At 58.3% G+C, this 22,663-nt stretch carries 18 protein-coding genes and 2 pseudogenes; 3 read left to right on the top strand and 17 right to left on the bottom strand.

Features of this window, described 5'->3' with window-relative positions; all coding sequences use genetic code 11:
• Positions 1-15: 15 nt before the first annotated feature.
• The 3 genes and pseudogenes from ACYZT8_RS03615 to ACYZT8_RS03625 all read right to left on the bottom strand — a co-directional run.
• Positions 16-2,985, bottom strand: a complete 2,970-nt coding sequence (locus tag ACYZT8_RS03615) for a Tc toxin subunit A (protein ID WP_461979317.1) — start codon at positions 2,983-2,985, stop codon at positions 16-18.
• A gap of 211 nt (positions 2,986-3,196) precedes the next feature.
• A complete protein-coding gene (locus ACYZT8_RS03620; protein ID WP_461982362.1) occupies positions 3,197-4,060 on the bottom strand; it encodes a methyl-accepting chemotaxis protein in 864 nt (287 codons plus the stop codon).
• Positions 4,061-4,102: 42 nt separating this feature from the next.
• A pseudogene (locus tag ACYZT8_RS03625) lies at positions 4,103-5,116 on the bottom strand (methyl-accepting chemotaxis protein); the annotation flags it as partial.
• A gap of 262 nt (positions 5,117-5,378) precedes the next feature.
• Here ACYZT8_RS03625 and pmrG point away from each other — a divergent pair.
• Together pmrG and ACYZT8_RS03635 are read left to right on the top strand one after the other, a co-directional pair.
• Positions 5,379-6,050, top strand: a complete 672-nt coding sequence (gene pmrG / locus ACYZT8_RS03630; RefSeq protein ID WP_461979319.1) for a lipopolysaccharide core heptose(II)-phosphate phosphatase PmrG — start codon at positions 5,379-5,381, stop codon at positions 6,048-6,050.
• Between the two features lie 26 nt (positions 6,051-6,076).
• Positions 6,077-6,940: a phosphatase PAP2 family protein gene (locus tag ACYZT8_RS03635; protein WP_461979321.1), complete on the top strand. Its 864-nt coding sequence runs from the start codon at positions 6,077-6,079 to the stop codon at positions 6,938-6,940.
• Here ACYZT8_RS03635 and ACYZT8_RS03640 read toward each other — a convergent pair.
• From ACYZT8_RS03640 to ACYZT8_RS03680, 9 genes are all read right to left on the bottom strand, one after another.
• A complete protein-coding gene (locus ACYZT8_RS03640; protein ID WP_461979323.1) occupies positions 6,891-8,330 on the bottom strand; it encodes an ArnT family glycosyltransferase in 1,440 nt (479 codons plus the stop codon). The two genes, ACYZT8_RS03635 and ACYZT8_RS03640, sit on opposite strands and share 50 nt — an antisense overlap.
• Positions 8,331-8,413: 83 nt before the next feature.
• Complete coding sequence (locus ACYZT8_RS03645; protein ID WP_461979325.1) at positions 8,414-9,001, bottom strand: GNAT family N-acetyltransferase; 588 nt, start codon at positions 8,999-9,001, stop codon at positions 8,414-8,416.
• 57 nt (positions 9,002-9,058) lie between these two features.
• Positions 9,059-10,081 carry a sensor histidine kinase gene (locus ACYZT8_RS03650; protein ID WP_461979327.1) on the bottom strand — a complete coding sequence of 341 codons (1,023 nt, stop codon included), beginning with the start codon at positions 10,079-10,081 and terminating at the stop codon, positions 9,059-9,061.
• A 9-nt stretch (positions 10,082-10,090) separates the two neighbouring features.
• Positions 10,091-11,548, bottom strand: a complete 1,458-nt coding sequence (locus ACYZT8_RS03655; protein ID WP_461979329.1) for an ATPase domain-containing protein — start codon at positions 11,546-11,548, stop codon at positions 10,091-10,093.
• Complete coding sequence (locus tag ACYZT8_RS03660) at positions 11,545-11,979, bottom strand: hypothetical protein (RefSeq protein ID WP_461979331.1); 435 nt, start codon at positions 11,977-11,979, stop codon at positions 11,545-11,547. The genes ACYZT8_RS03655 and ACYZT8_RS03660 overlap by 4 nt, the downstream gene beginning before the upstream one ends.
• Positions 11,980-12,242: 263 nt before the next feature.
• The gene (locus tag ACYZT8_RS03665; protein ID WP_461982364.1) at positions 12,243-14,582 is read right to left on the bottom strand and encodes a TonB-dependent siderophore receptor; all 2,340 of its coding nucleotides are present in this window, start codon (positions 14,580-14,582) and stop codon (positions 12,243-12,245) included.
• 175 nt (positions 14,583-14,757) lie between these two features.
• Positions 14,758-15,720: a FecR domain-containing protein gene (locus ACYZT8_RS03670; RefSeq protein WP_461979333.1), complete on the bottom strand. Its 963-nt coding sequence runs from the start codon at positions 15,718-15,720 to the stop codon at positions 14,758-14,760.
• Positions 15,717-16,238, bottom strand: coding sequence for a sigma-70 family RNA polymerase sigma factor (locus tag ACYZT8_RS03675; RefSeq protein WP_461979335.1), 522 nt, complete (start codon positions 16,236-16,238; stop codon positions 15,717-15,719). Before ACYZT8_RS03675 ends, ACYZT8_RS03670 begins: the two co-directional genes overlap by 4 nt.
• Positions 16,239-16,328: 90 nt before the next feature.
• On the bottom strand, positions 16,329-17,735 hold the full coding sequence (locus tag ACYZT8_RS03680; protein WP_461979337.1) for a DUF2252 domain-containing protein: 1,407 nt from the start codon (positions 17,733-17,735) through the stop codon (positions 16,329-16,331).
• A gap of 132 nt (positions 17,736-17,867) precedes the next feature.
• Between ACYZT8_RS03680 and ACYZT8_RS03685 the strand changes: the two genes are divergently transcribed.
• Positions 17,868-18,797, top strand: a complete 930-nt coding sequence (locus ACYZT8_RS03685; RefSeq protein ID WP_461979339.1) for a YeeE/YedE thiosulfate transporter family protein — start codon at positions 17,868-17,870, stop codon at positions 18,795-18,797.
• A gap of 85 nt (positions 18,798-18,882) precedes the next feature.
• Here ACYZT8_RS03685 and ACYZT8_RS03690 read toward each other — a convergent pair.
• From ACYZT8_RS03690 to ACYZT8_RS03710, 5 genes and pseudogenes are all read right to left on the bottom strand, one after another.
• Positions 18,883-19,291, bottom strand: a pseudogene (locus ACYZT8_RS03690) (PIN-like domain-containing protein).
• The gene (locus ACYZT8_RS03695; protein ID WP_461979341.1) at positions 19,288-19,929 is read right to left on the bottom strand and encodes a DUF433 domain-containing protein; all 642 of its coding nucleotides are present in this window, start codon (positions 19,927-19,929) and stop codon (positions 19,288-19,290) included. Before ACYZT8_RS03695 ends, ACYZT8_RS03690 begins: the two are co-directional and overlap by 4 nt.
• Positions 19,926-21,257, bottom strand: coding sequence for an IS4 family transposase (locus tag ACYZT8_RS03700; protein ID WP_461974571.1), 1,332 nt, complete (start codon positions 21,255-21,257; stop codon positions 19,926-19,928). Before ACYZT8_RS03700 ends, ACYZT8_RS03695 begins: the two co-directional genes overlap by 4 nt.
• Positions 21,258-21,747: 490 nt before the next feature.
• A complete protein-coding gene (locus ACYZT8_RS03705) occupies positions 21,748-22,005 on the bottom strand; it encodes a hypothetical protein (protein ID WP_461979343.1) in 258 nt (85 codons plus the stop codon).
• Between the two features lie 34 nt (positions 22,006-22,039).
• Complete coding sequence (locus ACYZT8_RS03710; RefSeq protein ID WP_461979345.1) at positions 22,040-22,423, bottom strand: DUF6124 family protein; 384 nt, start codon at positions 22,421-22,423, stop codon at positions 22,040-22,042.
• Positions 22,424-22,663 lie beyond the last annotated feature (240 nt).

Genomic DNA, 22,663 nt, shown 5'->3' on the forward strand with positions numbered 1-22,663 from the left:
GAGCATGTATCGAGATTAGTGACTGGCCGCCATGATGGCTTCACCGACCGTTTTCCATTGAGCGGCCGAACTGTTGTTGTCGAGCGCCGCAGCACCGAGCAGCGCGGTCGTGCCAAGCCCGGTGGCTTTACAGGCGTCGTGACAGCGCATGACCCAATCGATGTCCTTTATGGTTTGGGCCTTTCTGAGCGGCAGATACGACGTGAGCACGCTGACTTCTGCCACTGTCCAGTTCAGGAGTTGGGCCAGGCGTTCGTTGACTGCGCTTGCCTCGCGACCATAGAAGTTGGCGAACTCCAGGTAGCTCAGCAGGTTTTCTTCCGACTGCTGATAAGTGCTCATGAAGTGATTAAAGCGATCGAACAGATACAAGGTTTTGAACGACAGCCTCAGTTGTCCATCCGGTGTGTCCAGCCAGCGAGCAGTGCTCAGAAGTGCACGCAATGCCTTGTTGCTCAACTGCAACCGGACAGCAGCCTCGGTATGGCGCAGCAGCGGATGCAATGTGCGCGCAAGGTCATGTGAGTCTTTAGACACCAGGGCCGCGGTGAGAATCTGATGGACCGAGGTACTCGCCCAAATCACTACGTCTTTTGCGCAGTTCATGGGCAGCAGGAATGTTTCCTGCAGAAACGCTTCGATCAGATGCTGCTGACGGTCGTGGGCCAGCAAGAGCAACTTCTTGAGTTTCTGCTTGCACTCGTCTTTGGCCTTCCGGTTTTTTTCGGGATCCTCGTCCAGTTTGAGGGTGGCGTCATCGACTACTTGGTTCAGTGCAACGGCCAACGCCTGCGGTACATCGTGTTTGATCGTGGGGGCGAAATTTTTTACCAGCCCTTTGTCATCAAGCAGGGTACTGGCCAGCTTCGCCCGCCAGTCAACGTTCCCCGGCAATGCCAACGCCGCCCACTCTTGTACCGTGACCACACGCTCGCGCGTGTCGGCCCTGAATTTGGTGAGGTATTGCTGCAAATCTCCCAACGGATAATCGGCGCTGGTTTGCAATTCAAGAACACGTTGCAGCATGGGGATGTCGTAGGCGGATTCTTTGATCCAGCGGGTCATCCAGTCCAACTGCATCAGGACGTCGAGGAGGTTGTCGCCGGTTGCCAGACTCCTGGCAATGCTTTCCCCTCCCAGCAGATTTTCCAGCGTCGAGCTTTCGCTGATCGAGACACCGAACATCCGCGCGATGCGTGCCTGGCGATAGATAGACGACAGCGTGGGCAAATCACATTTGAGTGAACCCAGGTGTTTCTGCGTACTTCTGACGACCCGCAATAGCGAGTCCTCTGTCAAAGGCAAGCCAAGGCTGATGCTCAAGTGTTGGAGAATGGTGTGGGAGGCGGGGTCTGAGTTATCCGCGAGGAAGGCGCGACCATCGAGCTTCAACGGTGTGTCGAATACCCGGGCCTGATTGAACACCTTATCGAACAGGGCGATGTTATCGCCGGTCGCACAGGGTGATACCTGATGCAGCAGCGCGGCAAACTCCTCAGCCGTGATCGAATACTTTCGATTCAGGTAACGATAAATACCGAGAGCCCGGATGGCATAGCCGTCGAGTTGCATCGGGGCGTTGCGTGGCCGCTTCGATTCAAATGCGCTGCATAGCAGGCTGTCCAAGTCGGCGAAAGGGATGTTGAGCCAGCGCTGGAGGCGAATCATTCGATGCACGCGTTCGAGTTGGTCCTCGGTCGCATTCGCAATTTCCCCGGGGCCTTTATCGCTGTCCAGCGCCATGCTTTTTTCAGCGACCACGAGCGGACCGTTTACGTAACGGGCGCCATAGGGCTGGGAGTAAGGCGCCGACAAAAAATAATGCTCAGACGTGTATGGCGCGTGTTTGCCTTGCGCCAACAATGCCTCCAGTTGCTCGGCTTTGAGTTCGGTTCGCTCAAGGAAGGGTTGTATTTTTTTCAGCTCGGAAATGGAGGCCGTGCCGTAGATCTTTTCCCAGTAATTGTCCTTTTGCTTGCCCTGTTCTTCGGGGGAGAGTTTGGCAAACGCCGTATCTGTCAGGATCCTTTGGGCCCATGGAAGTTCTATCAGCAGCGCCTGTTGTTGCGGGCCCAGCCCGGACATCAGCCGCTGAGCCTGATCGGAGGAGGCGTTCTGCACCGTGCCAAACCGGGAGCCGTAGTAGCGCGTGACAGGAAGGTATTCGCTGGCGAGGTAATTCAGCTCTCCAAGCGACGGTTTGTTCGAGCCCAGTCCCAGCAGGCACTGATGATGAAAAAACTCGTACGGAAGGGCGAAGGGGTAACACCGTTGCGCTAAAACGTCATAGGTCGATTTTCCCTGGTCCTCGGTGGTCTTCAGCGCGTCCTGAATATTTTGGTCGAGGATTGCATTGACGATCCCGAGCATCGGTTGCGCGGTGAAGGTGCTTTGCTGATCAATCGACAGATCAGTGAGATCCGGACGGCGTTTTGCCAGTGCAATCCGGTTGGCTTTTTCTTGCGCTGATGACGAGGCGCTGGATTCCAGTTGCAGGGCAAACCGGTACAGCGCTCTGAGGTAGGCGACCGGTGAATCGATGGCGGCGATCGAGTCGTTCTTGCACGCGTCGTCCCAGTTCTCTTTGAACAGATGGGTGTAGGTGGGGCCCTGTTTCTCGACCGCACGAATGCCCAACGGGTGCCACTGATCCTGCGCCGTTCCATCCGACGTCCGCTGCTCCCGGTAGAGGTGGCTGATCTGGGCGGCGTAACATCTGGCGTCTTTGTAGAGTGCTGCGGTGTCGATGCTGGCCGAATGCGTTTTGAGGCTCTCGTCATTATTGATCGCGGTGTCCAGACGATCCTTGAATTCGGCTTCGGTCATCTCGGATAGGTCGAACACCGAAGTGATGTTCAGCTTTTCTTTGAAGAGTTTTTCAAAGGCTATCGATTCACCCTCGGGAGCGAAGGCCCCGATCAACGTATCGAGCAAGGATTTTTCTTTGTTATCGGTAGGTGTGTTAACTGCGGGATTGTCGTCCATGCCGATGAATCTCCAATGTGGAGATATCGACATTACGGATTAGCAGGGGGGAACGCTGTCAGCTCTTCTGTTCAGGGGAGGCTGGAAGTTTCGTCACTGGGCAGGGGAAGAGGGGCAGTAAGACTGTAGGATTTTGAAGGGTGATGGCAATGGAATTCGCCAGTAAGCCACTGCCCCTCCAGCAAGGTACTGAAGGGGCAGGATCGAGGCGTTACACGCGGAAGTGACTCACCATCTGCTGCAACTGCCCCCCCAACCGCGCCAGTTCAACACTGGACGCAGCCGTTTCATCACTGGCGGCGGCGGTCTGTTCTGACACGTCGCGCACGTTGATGATGCTGCGGCTGATTTCTTCGGCCACGGCGCTTTGTTGCTCGGCAGCGGCAGCGATCTGCTGGTTCATCGACTGGATGTTGGACACCGTGCGGGTGATGTTTTCCAGTGACACGCCAGCCTTGCGGGTCAGGGCGACGCTGCTGTCGGTCAAGGCACGGCTGTTGTTCATCACGGTCGACACTTGTTGGGTGCCATTTTGCAGACCGGCCACCAGGCCTTCGATTTCTTCGGTGGATTTCTGTGTGCGCTGGGCCAGGCCGCGGACTTCGTCGGCAACCACCGCAAAACCACGACCGGCTTCACCGGCACGCGCGGCTTCAATCGCGGCGTTGAGGGCCAGCAGGTTGGTCTGTTCGGCGACGGCTTTGATCACGTCCATGACGCTGCCGATCTTGTCGCTTTCCTGTTGCAGCACGCTCATGGCTTCGGTGGAACGCGCCACTTCGCTGGCCAGACGTTCGATCTGGGCGATGGCTTCGTTGACCACTTTATCGCCTTCGCGAGCTTCGCCGTCTGCGGCGGCTGCGGCCTGGGAGGCTTCTTCAGCGTTGCGCGCGACTTCCTGAACGGTGGCAGTCATTTCGTGCATGGCGGTGGCCACTTGATCGGTTTCGATCTTCTGGCTGTTGACGCCGGCGCTGGTTTGCTCGGTGACGGCGGACAATTCTTCAGCGGCGCTGGCGATCTGAGTGACACCGTCGCGGATGCCGGTGATCAAGTCACGCAGGGTCACGCCCATGCGCGCGATACCTTGCTGCAACACACCGAGTTCGTCGCGGCGCGTCACTTTGACGTCCTGGGACAGATCGCCGCTGGCGATGCGCTCGACCACGGCCAGGGTGTCGCGCAACGGGCCGGTGATCTGACGGGTGATGATCACGGCAGCAATGATACCCACCAGCAACGCCAGCAATGTGCTGATCAGTTGCAGTGTGCGCGCCTGGGCGCTTTCGACGTCACGACGATCGAGCTGGATCTGATACATCTGATCGCTCAGGGTCACGATGGCGGCGCCCTGGTCGGTCATTTCCTTGCGGGCCTGCACGGCATCGGTGTTGGCCGCTTTATAGGCGTGCAACGCGCTGCGGTAGTTGCCTAGCGCGGTTTCCAGTTGACGCAGGGCGTCTTGCTGGGTCTCGGCAAACTGTACGTTGAGCGGTTTCAGGCTGGCAATTGCTGAATCCAGTTGGACGACGGCCTTTTGCTCGGTCTCGGCATTGGTGGTGGCGGTGTAGCCGCGCACTTCGTAGCGGGCCAGGATGAACGCTTCCTTGGCGGCGGTGACGGCCTGGAATTGCTCGAATCGCTGATCGCTCAGGGGCATCTGTTGCACGCGAGTGCTGATGGCGTCGATCAGCGTGCTGGCCGTTTCAGCATTGGCGGCCATGGCGTCGCGGGCGCTATTGCCAGTGCGGTAAGCGCTGCGCATTTTGTTCAGCGACGTTTTATAGGCGTCGATGTAAGAGCCTTGCTCTTTGAGCAGCTTGAGGTTTTCCGGGCTCTTGAACTTCGACAACAGCGATTGTTGCTGAGCGGAAAAGGCGTCAAGGGTGGTCTGTACGTTCTGAGCGGCGGTTTCATCGCCGTTGGTCAGCATGTATTGCAGGCGAACTACACGAAGCTTGGTCAAGCCGGAGTTGAGCTGGGTGATGTCGCTCATCCAGTTACTGCGGTCAATCAACCCGCCCAGGCTCGTCCAGCCGGTCAGGGCCAGTACGCAGGTGAGTGCCAGGACCAAGCCGAACCCCAGGCCCAGTTTCATGTTCACGCTGATGTTGCCGAACCAGCTATTCATCAAATTCCTCCAGGAACGTTGCGCTTTCGATCGTCGGTTGGCTGGAAGATTGTTGTTTTTAGGTGCCAGCAAAGGGTGTGTAGCAGGCCTTTATCGGCAGCAATCGCGAGAGCTGAAAGGTTTTTGTCGGACAGATTCTGTAACAAGGTTTTTGTGGGCGGCTTAAGCTTTTTTTCACATGGGTTTCACTGGCTGTCGACGCGCGCCTCTCTACCCTCGTGGCATCGAATGACAGTGATGCATGCGGGTGAGGCCGTTTGATGTGGAATTGAGACTGAATCTGTTCGGGATCAAACGCTCGATCAATCTGAGCGTTTTGTCCCGTTATCGAAATACCTCGGTGGTGCTGGCCTCGGCGCTGCTGGTGATTCCATTGACCGTATGGCTGTTGCAGCCGGCCGCAGTGCCGGACCTGGCGCATGGCAACGTGGCGGGCGCGCGAGCATTGGCCAAGGGTTGGGCCAAAGGCGAAATTATCGTGCTGGTACGCCATGTCGAGCGTTGCGATCACTCGAAAGCCGCGTGCCTGAGCGGCAACGATGGCATTACCGATCGTTCGCGCAGCGTCGCGGTGAGTGTCGGGGCGCAGTTCGAACAATTGGGGCTGGAAAAGGCCGATATCTACAACAGCCCCATGATCCGTACGTCACAGACGGCCGGCTACATGTTCAACAAGGTCGGTGTGGGCGAGGACTGGCTGATCAGTTGCCGAGGCACGATGTTGCGTGATGCCCTTGCGCACAAAGTGGCCGGTCGCAATCTGATTCTGGTGACCCACAGCGAATGCATGGCGCAACTCGAAAAAGACCTCAAATTGTCGACCTCCACGCTCGGTTACGGCGCGTCTCTGTTTATCTCCGCCAAAACGTCTAAAGCACCGCGCATGCTCGGTTTCATCGAAGCCTCCGACTGGCGCTCGGTGACCTCCGAATGAGTATTTCCTCTGGATCAGGACACACCATGCTGACGTCTTCCCGCAACCGGTTTTACTGGGTGAATTTCGGTATCCCGCTGGCCTGCGCGGCCGTGGTGTTCCTGATGTTCGACATGACTAACATCGACATCGCCTTCAGTAACCTGCTGTTCGATCCCGTCGCCCAGATCTTTCCGCTCGACAAGGTTCACTTCTTTGAAAAGCTCACTCACAAGTGGGCGCGCATCATTCCGAACTGGACTGGCGAGATTGCCTTGATCGGCGCGATGCTGTCGTTTGTCTGGCCGCTGGCCAACACGCAAAAGCATCCGCGTCTCGGCCACTTTCTGGAACGCAGCAAAGCGGCGGCGGTGCTCCGATTTGCCTATAAACATCGTCGGGATTTTCTGTTTGTGGTCTTCGCGTTTGCCATTTGCACCGGCGTGATCCATTTCCTCAAGTCGCATACCAGCGTGTACTGCCCGATTGAAACGACCCTCTACGGTGGGAAAATGGCCCATGTGGAGTGGTACAACAACTTCCAGCTGTTCAAGGAAGCCGGTGATGGCCGTTGCTGGCCGGGTGGCCATGCTTCCGGCGGTTTTACCATGCTCGCGCTGTACTTCGTGGCTCGCCGGTACCGCTGGCGCTATTCCAAAGCGCTGATGTACGGCGCGTTGCTGCTCGGTTTCGTCTACGGCACGACGCGGGTTCTGCAAGGCTGGCACTACATGTCCCACACCTTCTGGGCCGGGATCTTCGTGTGGCTGGCGTGTTTGCTGACGGCATTGGCGTTTTACGGCCGAGCGCGGCTGGAGATGCCGGTTCTGCAAAAAGCTGAACGGCCGATCGCTGAGCCGCTTACTGGTTTACAAAGTAGTAAGCCTGACGCCCCACCTTCATGGTCTTGAGGACTTTCAGCGGCGCGGCCGGTTCGGTTTCACCGGACATGACCGCCACGTTGGAAGGAGAGGCGGTCAGAAACTCATGCAGTTGCGCCTCGGTGTCCAGGCCCTTGAGCACTCGCTGGGTGTAGAACACGCTGGCGCCGCCCACCCGCTCGTTGGCCTGGAACAAGGCGATGTGTTGCCCGTTGGCCTGCATCGTCTGAATCTGCGCGGTCAACGGCAAGAACGATAGTTTGCGATCGGCATGGGGCAGTGCCCATTGGGCGGCGGCCAGGTAGCTGCCGATCACCAACCCGATCACGCCAATGGCCACGCCGCGTCGATGCCGAGCGATGCGACCCAGCAGGTTCGAAGCCCCTTCGCGTACCTTCAGACGCTCGAACAGAACACTCGCGTACTCCGCGGCAATCACTGCCGCCGCTGGCGTCATCGACATGAGATACACCGTGCGCTTGCTCGACGCCAACGTCAGCATCACGAACTGCGCCACGATCCACAGGGTGAAAAACAGCAAATAACGATTGGCCATCAGGCTTTTTCGGAAATGCCACAACCCCAGGTACACCAGAATATTCCACGGCAGAAACGCTTGGGGCAGCTTGGCCAGGTAGTAGTAGAACGGCTCGTAATGCCCGGCCTCGACGAAAGATCCGCTGAAGCGACCGACGCTGTTGGTCAGCAGCACTTCCCCCACGGCCTGCGCGCCACCGCGCTGATACAGCACGGCGAGCCAGATCATCAGCGGGATCAGTCCCGCAAGCGTCAGTAAACCGGGGCGCAACCAATCCGCGAGTTTCAGGCGCTTGTCCATCAACGTTTCGGCCAGCAGATACGTGAAGATCACCACGCCCGGCATCGCCAGGCCCAGCACGCCTTTGCTCAAGGTGGCGATGGCAATTCCCGAGGCAAACAGCGACGCGTTGCCGAGCGTCGACTGTCGTTGCCCCTGAAAGAACGCCAGCAGCGCCATGGACACGCCAAGAGCGAGCAACGCGTCTTCGCCGACGCCGCGCACGTTGCTCCAGTAACTGGCCATGGTCGCGAGCAGGATGCCGGCGGTCCAGGCAATCGCCTTGGGCCGGCCGAACCGCCGCAGCATCGCGTACAACAGCATCACGCTGAACAACCCGGCGAACGCCGATGCCAGCCGCACCGCCCACGGTGTGCCGCCGAATGCGCGGATGGCGCCGGCATCCAGCCACAAGCTCAAGGGCGGTTTTTCCAGAAACGGTTCGCCGAACAAGCGTGGCGTCACCCAGTTGTTATCCAGGTGCATTTCCATGGCGATCCCGGCAACCCGGGCCTCCGTGGAACCTTGCAACTGATGATTGCCCAGGGCAAAGAAAAACAGCACAGCGGCAAGCAGAAACAGTGAAGTGGCGGGACGCGTCATAGACTTCTGGCTACCGAGAGGTGGACCGGGAAGCTCGAGCATACGGGGCGAATGCTTAACGAATTGTGAACGGCCTGTGAGTATTACGAGAGACGTCTGGACCAGCGCTGTTCCGGGGCTTCAAAACGGTCATTGATTAACGCCGTCAACACATGATCCTGCCAGCGCCCGGCGATACTCAGGTAGGCCTTGGCGTAGCCCTCACGTTCAAATCCCAGGCACTCCAGCAGCCGTGCACTGCGTTCATTGCCGGGGATGTAATTGGCCATGATCCGGTGCAGTTTCTGCTCATCGAACATGTAGCCGATGCCCGCTTCCAGCGCTTCCTGCATCAAGCCCTGGCCCTGACGGGATTCGTCGATGTGGTAACCGAGATAGCAGGCCTGAAACGCCCCGCGATTGATGCCGCTGAAGTTGCAGGCGCCGATCATCTGGCCGTTGTCCGGATCCAGCAGCGCGAAATGCACCGCCAGGCCCGCCAGGAAAGCGCTGGCTTGCACTTCAAGGCGCGGACGGATGTTTTCAGCACTGTGGTAATCGGTGGGGCGAATCGGCGACCACCGGGCGAGGTGCCTTTGGTTGCGCCGGTAGAAGTCGCTTTCCAGTGCCGCCTGTTCAGGGTCGAGCACCGCCAGCGTCAAGCGTTTACAGGGCAGGGACAACAGCGGCATGGGGCGCTCCGGTTCGTGGGGATCGTCGCGCAAGCATTACGTGGCCAACGGGAAAACTCAAACCGCCAGCGGCAATGTCACGATAAAGGTGCTGCCTTTGCCGTCGCCGTCACTCTTGCCGATCACCGTGCCGCCATGGGCTTCCACCAGTTCGCGAACAACCGTCAGGCCAATGCCAAGGCCTGCACCGTTGAAACCGACGGCGTGCACGTCTTGCACAAACGGCTCGAAGATAAACGGCAGGGCTTGAGCGGAAATACCGATGCCGTCATCGCAAATGCTCATCTCCAGCACGTTGTCCCTGGCCGTGACCGACAGCGTGACATGGCCCTGCGCGGGGGTGTACTTGGCCGCATTGCCCAGCAGGTTGCCGAGGATCTGCGTGAGCCGCACCGGGTCGCCGTTTACCGACAGCGGGCACGTGGGCAGTTCGGCGCTGAAGCGCAGGTCTCGGGTGTTCATCACCGGGCTGCACACATCGATGGCCTCATGGATGATCTGCACCATGTCGACGATTCGGCAATCGAGGCGCAGCTTGCCGGTACTGGCGCGGGACACGTCGAGCAAGTCATCCACCAGCCGCGTCATGTGCTGCACCTGGCTCTCGATCAACGCCTGCATGCGCGGCAGCTCTTCGCTGGGAACCCGAACCAGTCGGCCGGCGATCATGCTGATGGGCGTCAGCGGGTTGCGCAGTTCATGGGCAACCAGTGTGAGGATGTTGCGTTGCTGCGCCAGCGTGTGTTCCGCCGAGGCTTGCAGGTTTTGCGCGCTGAGGGCGGCGATCACCAATTGCGCGTTGGCTTCGCGCATCTCCAGGAACAGCTGCTGCTCTTCATGCGAGCGTTGGGGTTTTTCCGCATCCGATTGCGCCAGCAGAATGGCCAGCACCAATTGCTGATTGGCTTCGACCAATTGCTCGATTTGCTGGGCATCCACCAGCCGGTTGTTGGTATCGCTCAATTCTTTTTGCAGCGCCGCCAGCACAGCACGGGCTTCGACAGTTTTCTGGCCGATCAGGAACAACTCACGAGCGGCCGTGGCCATCGTTTGCGCGTTCGTGCCATTGGCCTCAGTCATAGTCCCGGTTTACCCCTCGTCCTTGCTGAGCTGCCGGGTTGGCCGGCCTCCCAGTAACCCTTCCTGATCCGGCAGCATCTCGCCGATCTGCAGGCCGTTATTGTCGATGCGGTACAGGCGCAACTCATCGGAGTGGGCGCTGGCCCGAACCTTGACCACCGCCATGATGCGCAACAAACGGCTCTGCACTTCAATATAGCGCTGGACGACGATTGCGTCGGTGAGAAACGCCGTGCCGTAGGGGCTGAAGCGCAGGTCGGTGTAGCGGTCTTCCAGTTCCGAGGTCAGCAACACACTGACTCCGATGCTGGTCAGTGCGGTGACCATGCGCGACAGCGATTCGCGAAAGTCTTCGCGGAAGGTCGGTGCCAGCGCCAGTTCGAAACCCGACAATGAATCGATCACCACACGGGTGGCTTTCAGTCGGCTGATCTCGCTGAGCAGCAAATGCACGATTTCGTCGATGGACAGGTCCGGCGCACGGCTGTCCACCAGACCGACCTGGCCGCTCTGAATCAGCCCCGCCAGTGTGGTGTTCTGGGAGTGATTCGGCCGTTGTTCAAACACCGCGATCACACCGGTTTCGCCATTGCGCGCACCTTCGGCCAGGAAGGTCGCCGCCAGAATGCTTTTGCCCGAGCCGGACGGACCGGCCACCAGCAAGGAATACCCCCGGGGCAGGCCGCCGCCGAGCATTTCATCGAGCTGCGGCACGCCCATTTTCAGGCGTTTGATCGGGAATTCCAGAGGTGCTTCAACGGGGTTGACGGCGGCAGGTGCAAAGACCTTGATCCCCGACGTCGCAATTCGGAAGGTATGCAGCCCCGGCAACGTCGGCTGGCCGCGCATCTTCATGATTTCCATCTTGCGCACCATGGAGTTGCGCTGAACGCTCTGGCGCAGCCAGATCAGGCCATCGGCCACGGTAAAAATCGGGTTGGTGTCGGATTCGGTGAAGTATTCGCCGATCAGAAAGGTCGTCGCCTGCCAGGTGGTCATCAACATGCCCAGTTGCTGAACGAACTGCGGCAGGTTGTTGTTGGGGTTGTCCTGGGTCTGGCTGGCCAGCACCACAGAGCGGAACGAGTCGACAAACACCAGCCCTGGTGAGTGAGCCTCCACCTCGCTGACGATGCGCCGCAGCACCTCGTCCAGATTCCCCGCCAGGGTGTCGTCGGCCAGGTTGATGTAGCGAATCGACTGGTTGATCGCTTCGCTGTCGAAAAAATCGAATTGCTGCTGATAGCGCAGCATCTTCAACGGCGGCTCTCCCAGCACGGTGAAGAACAGCGCCGGGCGCTCGGGGGTCGCCAGGGCGAACATCATCTGATGCGCCAGAGTGGTTTTGCCACAGCCAGGCGGGCCGGCGATCAGGTTGAACGAAAACTCCGGTAATCCCCCGCCCAGCACCTCGTCCAGTCCTGGCACGCCGGTGGCCAGGCGGTTGATAGTCACTTTGGTGCTCATGGCGAATTTTCCTGCGAAGGGGTGTCGCTCAAAGAAGGTTCCCACATGCCACGAAGCAAACGTTCGGTGAGCGAGGGCCCGATGAGCGTGGACAGCAGCTCGTAAAAGGTAGTCAGCAACACTTCACCGAAAAACAGCGCATCGGCGTTGCTTAGCTCAACAATTACGGACTTGAGGGCCGTCAGGTCCATGCCGGCCGGCACTTTGTCGCAGGTACCGGCTAAACGCGGATGAGTAGAGGCGCACAGGTGAAGGCTGCGGCGATAAAGCGCGGCAACCCCTTGCTGGCCGATGATGGGCGTGAGGGCTACTTCCATATCCCGCAAGGTTGACATGATCGCCTGGGCGATCCTTGCGATGTCAGCGTCGGGGCCAACACGGTGCGCCAGAGAAGCTACGATCTGGCGGCTCTCTTCGCTTAGCGTGGACATGGCTAACTGATATCTGATGGACAGACATCGATGGTACACCCAATAAAGCGCTCGGGTGCGATTTGCATCCAGGGCGCAGGGTTTGGATGACAACCTGCAGCTAATCAATCGGAAGGCCAAAAAAAAAGCCCGCGGGAGGGCGGGCAAACCGTAGTTTCTTGAATGAGCGAGCGCACTGTACCGGTAGGAGAGGGGCGGTGGGGTGAAGAAAAATTTAGGTAGATGCCCCGTCAGCATCTACCCGATGCGCGCACTCCTGCGCGTCAGAAGCTGTATTTGAAACTGGTCATGACGTTGCGCGGCGCCCCGTAATTGCCGGAAAGCGCGGGTGAGCTGTAGTACTCGCGATCGAACACGTTATTAAGGTTCACCGAAGCACTCAGGTTGCGGCTGATGTCATAGCGTGCCAGCAGATTGGCGATGGCGTAGCTGCCTTGGCTGAAGGTGTGCAGGTCGTTGCCGGTTTTGCTTTGCCAGTTGACGCCGCCGCCCACGGTCAGCTTGTCCAGCGGGCCGTGCAGGCGATAGCTGGTAAACGTCTTGAGGCTGTTGCGCGGCAGTATGGTGTTGATGCGACTGTCGTCGGCATCGGTGGTGACCGAGTACGCGTACCCAGCCGACGCTTGCCAGCCTTCGGCCAGTTCGCCGTTGAGTTCCAGCTCGATGCCTTTGGACGTGGTGTCCTGCTCGGCGCTGTACACGTTGTCGTGTTGCCAGATCGCCAGGTTGTCCTGTTCCAGTTTGAACAACGCCAGGCTGGAGTTCAGCTTGCCGTCCAGGTGCGTACCTTTAAGGCCGATCTCGTAGCCTTTGCCTTCCATCGGATCGAGCGGCTTGTTGTTCTCATCAGTGACCCACGAAGCCTGCGGGTTGAAGATGCTGGTGTAGCTGGCGTACACGGACCAGGTGTCATTGAGGTCGTAGACCACGCCGGCGTAAGGAATGAAGACACCGTTTTCTTCGCGATTGACCTCGGTTTCGGGGCCGTTGTACGGACGATCCGAGGTGTCGCGTTTCCAGTCGATAAGTCGGCTGCCGATGATCAGGCTCAGGTTGTCGGTCACGCTGAAGCGCGAGGTCAGGTAAGCCGCGTATTGTGTCTCGTCGATCGACGATTTGCCGCTCTCGGTGAAGGTCGGTTTGACCGAGTTGCCGTCCCAGTCAAACAGATTGCCGATACTGCCCGCTGGGGAGCTGGCGTAGTCGTATTGCCAACTGCCCCAGCCCGGCACGTTCTCTTTGTACTTGGACAGGGTCATGCCGCCGATCAGTTCATGTTCGCGACCGAACAGGCTGAAGGGGCCGGTGACATACAGGTCGAGGTTGTTCTGGCGCGGCGTGCCCGAAAAGCGCACCGGTAATTGCGACGTGCCGCTGCCATCCTTGTTGAGATCGCCCATGACATAGTTGAAGACTTCGTCGAATTTGTTTTCGGCGTGGGTGAACTCGATCTTGCCGCTCCAGCCGTTGGCAAACTGCTGCTCGATCGAGGTGAAGAAACTGGTCTGCTCGTGATCGTTGTACGACCAGTCCGGAGCGCCGTTGATCGAGCGGCTGAGGTTGGTGCGCTCACCGGTGCTGAAGCGGGTGGGCAGACCGGTGCGCAGCGGCGAGTCGACATCGGTGCGCTGGTAGCTGAAGCCCATGGTCAGCAGGGTGTCTTCGGTCAGGTCGAATTCGCTGATGCCGTAAACCAGCTGTGATTGCTGATTGAAACGATCAATCCAGGCGTTCTCGGTCTTGTAGTCCGCGACCAGCCGCCCGCGTACATTGCCACTGTCTGTCAGCGGCCCGGAGACATCGAAACCGGTGCCATATCGGTCCCACGTGCCTGCCTGGCCAGTGATGCTGGCCTGGGCATCGCTGGTGGGGCGTTTGCGGATCAGGTTGATAGTCGCGGAAGGGTTGCCCATGCCGCTGATCAGGCCGGTGGCGCCGCGCACGATTTCCACACGGTCGTACATCGCCATGCTTTGGGAATAGTTGTCCAGGCGTGTGTTGGTGGGGACACCGTCGATCTCGTAGTTCTGGATCGTAAAGCCGCGGGAATAGTAACTGTCCGTCTCTGCGCCCAGACCGTCACGTACCACGGTAATGCCGGGTGTGGCTTCCAGAGTGTCGGTCAACGTGGACAGGCGCTGGTCATCCAGACGTTGACGGGTCATCACGGTCAGCGATTGCGGGGTTTCCCGGGGCGTGAGGTTCAGGCGCGTCGAGCTGCTGGACGAATAGGTGGTGTAGAGCCCGGTGCCTTCGGTGGTCGACCCCGGTGCCTTGCCGGAAATGGACACTGCGCCCAGTTCCAGCCCACCACCGGTACTGGCCTGCAGCGAGTAATTGCCGTTGATGCCGCGACTGGCCTCAAGGCCCGTGCCCGCCAGCAGCATCGCCAGCCCTTGATCCACCTCATAGCGGCCATTGAGACCTGAAGTCGTTTGCCCTTCGGTCAATGCGGTCGAGTACGACAGCAGAATGTGCGCGGTCTGACCGAAGCGGGTCAGTGCCGGAGCCAGAGGCCCTGGCGCAATGTCGAAATCCTCCTGCGCTTGCTCCGCGGCGTGGGCCCAGTTGGGCAACGTCAGCAATACAGTGCTCGCGGTCATGCAGGCGATGCCTTGAACCACGGCGCCGGCCAGGTTTTGCTTGAGTGAAAAGTGCCAGCCCTGGCGTTTGCGTGTGGTGAGATTCACGAGTTACTTCCCCATAAAATTGAGTGTCTGGGGTTTAAGTCTCGTGAGCATCGAAAACGGACCACCCAACCGCAAAAAAAAATCAGTGTCAGGCCTGTCGAGGCTTCAACGTGACCCAGTAACGGGTGAATTGCTGGACGTCGAGTTGCAGCGTGTCGGCGACGGCGTAGATGATTCGCTCAGTGTTTGCGAGGGGGAACGTTCCCGAAACGCGAACGTTCGCCAGGGACGGATCACAGGCCAGATGACCACGGCGATAGCGACTCAACTCATCAAGGAAATCCTTGAGCGGCTGACCCTGGGCCACCAACATGCCTTGAGTCCAGGCGGACGATGCCGGTGTTACGGCTTGGCGGGAAATCAGCCCGTTGGCCTCGAAGTTGACCTGTTCGCCTGCCTTCAACGGAATCGAGGTGCTGACTTGCGCCCAGGGGGTCAATGCCACGGCACCTTCATAGACGCTGACTTGAGTGACTCCCGCACGCTGCCTGACGCTGAACCTCGCCAGCGCTGCCTCAAGGCGTCCTTCGGCGGTTTCCACTGACAGTATGCGGCCCTCGGTGATCTTGTCCCGGGTGACTAACATCTCTCCACGCAACAGTTTGATGCGCCGAGTCTCCCGCTCGAAAACCACGTTGATGGCGCTGTCGGTGTTGAGTTGTACGTGCGTGTTGTCGGTCAGCGCGATACGCCGTTGTTCGCCGATCAGACTGTGGTAATCGGCCGTCAGGTCTTGCAGGAGCGCCGCGTCCTTCATGCTCCACGCGCCTGCGCCTGCTGCCAGCAACACACTCAACTGCTTGATCACCGTGCGCCGTGACATCGTTGGCCTGAGGGCGGCGTGGGCCAGCGCTCGTTGATTGGGGGAGCGAATTTCGCTCATGCGTTGAGCGAAAGCCTCGGCCCGTTGCCATGCGCGCTCGTGCACCGGGTGTGCCTGGCGCCAGTTCATCCAGGCGGCCAGGGTTTCTTCGCTGACATCGCGTTCCTGAAGCTCAAGGTGCCAGTGCATGGCTTGCTCGGCGACGTCGCCGGATATTGGCTGTTTCAAAACGGCTCCAGACTCTCATCGAGCACAATGCACATCGCGCCCGCCTTGACGATATAGCGCTTGACCGTGGTGATCGAAATGTCGAGCCGTTCAGCGATTTGCGCGTGGCTCAGCCCATCCACCTGCGACCACAGGAACGCCTCGCGAACCGGGCGATCCAGGCATTCGAGCGCTGCGTCGAGGGCGATGAGGGTTTCCAGCAGAATCGCCTGGGCTTCCAGGCTCGGCGCCACCTGCTCTGGCATCGCCGCCAGCGCTTCCAGGTAGGCGCGTTCGAGTTTTTGCCGGCGGTAATGATTGGATAAAACGCTTTGCGCCACCTTCGCCAAAAAAGTGCGCGGGGCATGCAGTTCCGGCACCTGCTCTTTGGCCAGCAACCGCATGAACGTATCCTGGGCCAAGTCCGCCGCACTTTGCGAGCAGTTCAGCCGGCGCCGTAGCCAGTTGTGTAACCAGCCGTGCTGTTGTCGATACAGCACGGCCAAGTCGCAGAAGCCGGTTTGCGGGGATGGAGACATGGTGAGGAGGCGCCGGATGAGTAAATATCACAAATGATAATACTTATCATATAGATCGGCTGGGTGAGGCGGCAAGTGGAGAGTGTGGGCCTATGGCAAATGGTCAGCCGCAAAGTCCGCCTCCGAACGAGCCCGCAACCGCCCTTTGCGACAAGCCTGCTGGAAGCGTTCGAAGTCGCGTTCATTCTGTACAGCGTAGCTATTCGCATACTTAAACAGCGCGTCGGCCAGCGCATCGCTTTTACCGATGTATCCGCTGATCTGCGCGGCCTGCCCGGACGATTTGGCATGTGCGCGGGCGAGGGCGCGGCCACAGACGCGTCCATACTCCGCGAAGGTGTCCGCATCGAAGGTCTCGAGTTCGGCCGAGATTTTCATGTCGCGCAACTGCCTCACATAGAAGTGTCGACCGCTGGGGCCGGTGGTCCAACCGAGGAACAGATCACTGGCCGCCTGCATCAGCCGTTGACCATCGACCACCCGCTGACCGTTGTGCCGCTCTTTTGATTTTGTCTTCACGTAATCGGCCAGCACCGAGCGCCGTGCTTCCTTGAATTGCAGGAACAGCGGAAATTCCTGATCGTCAGTCAGCAGAGCCACCAGACACCGAGTGCCGACGCTGCCCACACCCACCACTTTGAACGCCATGTCCTGAACGTGAAACCGCGACAACAACGCTCGACGGTCAGCCTGCAGCGTGCCGGGATAATCGCGCATGAAGGCGTCGTAGAGCGGCCGCCAATCCGAGAGGCGTAGCCAGTCATCGTCGGCGTCCAGCAGCGTAGTGCTTTTGTGCAGGTGGAAAATTTCCGGCAGATCATCACGAATAGTCAGACGGCCATGGGCGTCACGCTCGCTGATTTTCGGCAGCAGTTCAGCATGGGAGCGACCTTTGGCTTTTTCGATGGCGCGTTCGATATGCTCGAGCGTTTTTTTGTTCGCCTGCTTGCGCAGGTCGTCGTAACGGATGGACTCGTACCAGGTTTCCAGAACGCTTTGTCCGGCGCACTCAAGCATCGTTTCCTGATAGGCGCCGACCGCTTCGCGGCAGACCGTTTCTTCGACTGTTTCGCTATGACGCAAGTCGCGGGCGGCCACCACGATACTCGCCACCAGCCGTTTAACGTCCCACTCCCAGGGGCCGGGATGGGCCTCGTCGAAGTCGTGGACGCTGAACAGCAGATTGCGTTCGGGCGTGGCGAAACCGCCGAAGTTCATCAGGTGGGAATCGCCACAGATTGGCGATGTCAGCCCCATGTTCGGTGTGGTGGCCAGGTCATGGGCCTGCAAAAGCGCGTTGCCGCGATAGAACGTGAAGGGGGCATCGAGCATTCGACCGTAGCGTAACTCGACCAGGGATTTGATCCGGCCTTCGCTGGACGCTTTGATCAGCGGGAGCGGGTCGCGGGTCGCTTTTCCCGTCGACGCTTGAGCATTGCGGGGGCAGTTCTTGCGAGCATCCTTGCCTTGCTTCAAGCGGTCTTTGAGGGTTGTCATAGGGGCTCGTTTGGTGGGGGCGTATGCGGGATTAGTGTAGAAGGCCTTCGCGGGTTCATCCGAAGTTTGGGCTGCGGCTGATCTATCCTTCAAGAACCTGTTCGATGTCGTGGTCCGGAAACAAGGAGGCCTGTGCTTTTCCTGCTGATTTCGCTGCTGTTGGCCTTCCTGATCGGTTGGGTGTCCCAGCGCATGGGCATGTGCCTGGTCAATGCCACCGGGTTGTTGCTCAGGCGCCGGCCGACGCTGTTTGTGTCGCTCATCTCTTGCGGTCTGTTCGGCCTGTTACTGGCACCGTTTTACGGACTGTTTGGCGTCAGTCAGCCGTTGTTTGTTCCTGACGTCGGCTACGTTTCGCTGGTCGGGGGAGGGTTGCTGTTCGGCATCGCCTCGGTTCTCAACGACGGTTGCAGCGTCGGCACCCTCACCAAACTCGCCAGCGGCAACCTCAGCAAAGCCTTCACGATTATTGGCTGGGTGGTAGGGATCGTCCTCTGGTATCACCTGAACATGCTGACCGAACACAAAACCCTGCAAATGCCGACGATCTCCAGCCACCAATACTGGCTGACCATCGGCATCGTGCTGATGGCCTTACTCTTCCTGATCCGCGTTCACGGCGACAAACACCTGGTGCTGTCCAGCATGCTCTTGGGCGCCCTGACCAGCGCCCTCTACACCTTCGAACCGCTGTGGACCCCGAGCGTGTTCTTTTACAACCTCTCGCAAATGTTCTGGGCCTCGGGCGACAACTCGCTGACCAGCCAGCGCGTGGCGGTGTTCGTCATGCTCTTGGTGGGGATGCTCAGTTACACGCTGCGTCGACGGACTTTCAACTATCAGCGGTTTGAATGGAGGGCCGCGGGGAAGCATTTAGTGGCGGGGGTGCTGATGGGGATTGGTGCGTCGATGATGCTGGGGGGAAATGATTCGCAGATTTTGCTGGTGTTTCCGACGATGACTTGGGTGAGCGCGGTGCCGTTGGGGGCGATTGTAGTGGGGATATTGGTGGGGATTGGGGGGAAGCGGGTGAGGGGGCGGATTCGTGAAAGCAGAGTCTGAAGTGGATGTAATGTTGTTTGGATATCACGTTTGGCTATCAGTGTTGCGGTAACTCAAAGGCAACAACTTAAGTGAATGGCGAGCGTTAAATCTTTATCTGCTCAAATTTCCCGTGTGCGGGAAGCGTCCATGGCACGCGAAAGGCTGCTCCGCCTCTGATAAGGTTTGCTTGAGTCGTGATGGCGGGCCACCAACGCACCAGATTATAGGCTTTGTTCCAATAGGATTCGTTTCCCCAGTGCTTAGCCAGGCAAAACACGGGTAGTCCACATTCGCGGAATGCTCGTTTTTCAATATCACCTTTTGTGAATTCATCTTGTGATGATTACCGCCCAGCCGCCTTCGTTACTCAGGACTGAAATCCAATGAACATCGGAAGTCTCTTGCGGGAATTTGTCTCTCAGTGGCAATACTGAATGGCCTTCCACTTTACTCAGCTCATTCAATGCGCGGGCCAGGGCGGGGGGGAGGTTGTTGTCCAGTAAGAAATTCAAGCGGCATTCCTTTGCTCAAAATTGACCGCTGCTTCAACTGCTGCGGTGGGAATCTCGTAGAGAAGTGCCACACGCTTGGTGTTTTCCCCTTCTGTCTTGTAGGCGCTAAAAATTGCCGCCGTATCGATTCCCGTGTTTGCGAGAACGGGTTTGCCGAAGTTCCGGGAGGGGTCCAGAACGATGGCTTTGCTACGTTTTACCGGATACCAGCGCTGTGCGGCATCTGATCCTGTGTAGTCAATGCCTTCATACAACGATGGTTTGATGACCTGCTCAAACGCGTACTGTCGCTTGATCAGGTCGAGAAGGGACTCATCCCCTGTTTCGCTCATGACCGTGGCGAAAATGCGCCGACCATCGGTTTGAAAACGTTTGCAGGTAAATGGATAGGCTTGATTGAACAGCTCTTTTGCTTGCTGCGAGGCATTGCGGATGGCTTGCAGGCTTACACCATGCTGGCGGAAGGCATGGACGAAACGAATTTCCAGGAGGTCATGAAAGCCTAGTACGCATTCATCCAGGTCGGTCAGTTCCGAGCTCCAAAGCCCCGAATGCTGAACACCGTGCGCGGTATATCCGAAAAGCCAACGGCGGATATCGGCAGCTGGAATCCCTGTGTATAGGGTAATGCTGTTCACTTAAGCGGAGCAGCCTTACGGTCCACTGGAAACCGGGTTTTTGAAATTTTCACTGTCCTTGGCCTCGAAGGCCTTGGGCGGTGATCCAGAAACAATCCCCCTATCCCTGCTCTCAACTCAGCCAAGCGTCTTCCTGTGGCTGAAATCGGATTAGCCGCCGCCATCACGATCAGTTGCACGGCGATGTACTGACAAACGGGTTTGAAACGGATGTCCGAGGGAGCCCGGCCAAACGTCACCGCCGCCTGACTGGCCTCTCGACGAATCACGTTGTAAGCCAGCAAAAGCCCCCACACTTCCTGATAGACCAGCTCGACTTTTTTACTGCGCAAGGTCATCGCGTTCTGTTGCATCGAACTCTTGATGTCCCTGAAGCCCAACTCGATTTCCCAACGCTCCTGGTAAAGTTTGGCAACGGCTTGAGTGTTGTAGATCTTGGCCGGCAACGACGTCATGACGGTCTTCACCTTGCCTTTAATTTCATAACTGACTTCGCGTACTTCCCAGTGCGTTGGAAGATCCGGGTTTCGCTTTCTGGCCTGCGGCGAGACTTTCATACGCACTAAACGGTCGTACTGGCTGTAACGGGCCACTTCCTCGCAGATCAGTCCTTTTTTTGCCGGGATCAACCAATGACGGTTGATGCCTGCTCCGCTCAGGCTCGACAGCAGCTCGGCACCCCAGAAACCTTTGTCGAACAGCGTCACCGAGTGGTCGGGGATCTGCTGCAAAAATTCGTCGGCCAAGCGCATTTCACTGCGTCGATAAGGGCTCAATTGAGCATCCATGATCACGTGCGAACGCACATTCATCAGGGCCACCAGGCGCAGCATCGGAAACGGCGTCTGGCGGTCGCTTGGAGTGTTTCCCGACCCGAAGTGATCTCGAAGCTCGGGCGTATCCGGAGTACGCAAAAGTGCACCGTCCACCGCGAATACCTGCAGATCATGCCAGGCATCGTCGTCATAGCGCTCCGCCCCCCATTGGGTCCCGGTCTTGCGGAATAACCACTCAACAGGATCGGCACCGAGTCGCTTGCGCGCCTCGGTTACACCACTGCGGGCCAATAAGTGGTCGGTGGCCAGGCCTTGAGCGCAGATGTTCAAACGTCTGGCCACCTCATGAACCGGCTCGTCACGAAACAACGCCATACCGAGCACCAACCAGAGCACTTGGTCAGCGGGCAGGCGACGTCGGCGAATGGTCGCCTGACTGGAAAGATCCAGCGCAGACGCTACCCACTCGATGGGAATGTTTTGGGTGAAAGTACTCAGGTCACAAAAGTTGAAAAGGTCGCCGAGGTCGAGCAGATCTTGTTGAACAGACATAAAAAATCCGATGCCAGAAGTCTGGCATCGGATTTTCGGATAAGCCCGGCTTGGACTCAAATACTTAAGTGAACAGCATTATGTGTATAGGGAGGCTTCTGCCGGTGTGTATAGGCCAACACCGACAAGGCGGCTAGGCAGTTTGATGTTTTGCATGTTGGCCTCCTTGTCATCAGGTGATTCGGCGAGGGGATTCTGGTCGTAAGGATGAGCTCAAGCAACCAGTCGGGGACGAATAGCCGTTTTGTTTGTTCAGCGTAGATTTAAAGCGTGATCAGCACAATCAGCTCGAAGTCGATATGACTTGCAGGAAATTTCCGAAGAACCTGTCCTGTAATTCGCTCCTGCGACGGCTTGAAGTGGGAAGTCTATTGAGTCGACAGAAAGTTACAGTTTATGAAACCTTCTGTTGAGTCAAAGCCCAAAAAGGCACCTGCGATATTCTCGTCAGGTGCCTTTTTTGTTGTGGGCAGATTCGATGGTTTTGTCTTTACATCGACGAAACCTGCGCCTGCAATCGTCGGCCGACGACATCCATCAAATCGCAGCCATCGCGCAGTGATGTCACCAACACTCGCGCCAATTCACTATGAACCCCCTCGCTCACAGCAAAGCTCTCCAGCAATTGAGTCGCGGTGCGGATGCGGTAAGCCGCGGTTTCATGCAGTACGTCCAGTGGTGCTTGGGTGTCGATCAGCAGCGACGCGATGGTGCAGTCGATGCCGGTGACAGGCATGTATCGATCCATGACAAACCTCCATTCGATAGAAAAGCGCGACCACTCAGTGGTGGCTGGCGGACTGGGCTTCGGACAGGCCATCGGGCGGGTCGAGGTTGTCCAGCGCTCGGTTTACCAACAATTCGGCCAGCACCGCCAACTGCTGAATCGCCAGTGCCACGTTGCGGCGCGAGCCTTCGAGTTCGCAGGTGAGGTCGGTGGTCATGACGTTGAGTGAGGCCAGTGTTTCGCAGGCGTGAGCGAGCAGGGTTGGCGTGTCGACGTCGGGGAGGATGGTGAAGACGTGGCTGATGGGGTCGGGGTGGTTTGGGTTGCGGAGGCGGGCGCTGATGATGCGTTCGGTGGTTTCGGAGAGCTGGCTTAAATCGGGCGCGTCTGCATTTGAATGTGCCGCAGATTCGGGCGGATTTGGGGTGATCTTCTTCATGATGGAACTCCTTGCGTTGTTTGGGAGCTGCCAGTCCCCTGCTGTCAAACAGGATTGGGTGGCGGCTGTACGCGGGTTGACAGACCGGAAACGCAAGCATCCAGTGCACCCGAAGATGCCCCACGCACAGCCACCAAAACGAAACTGCACACGTGAAAGCATGCCGTTTTATCCGGGGGAGTGAAAGCTTGCGGTTCTTCAGCCTGTCAAAGCCGTTCGCTGTTTTTGCAGCGACACCGG

The sequence above is a fragment of the Pseudomonas sp. LB3P93 genome, assembly GCF_054898025.1.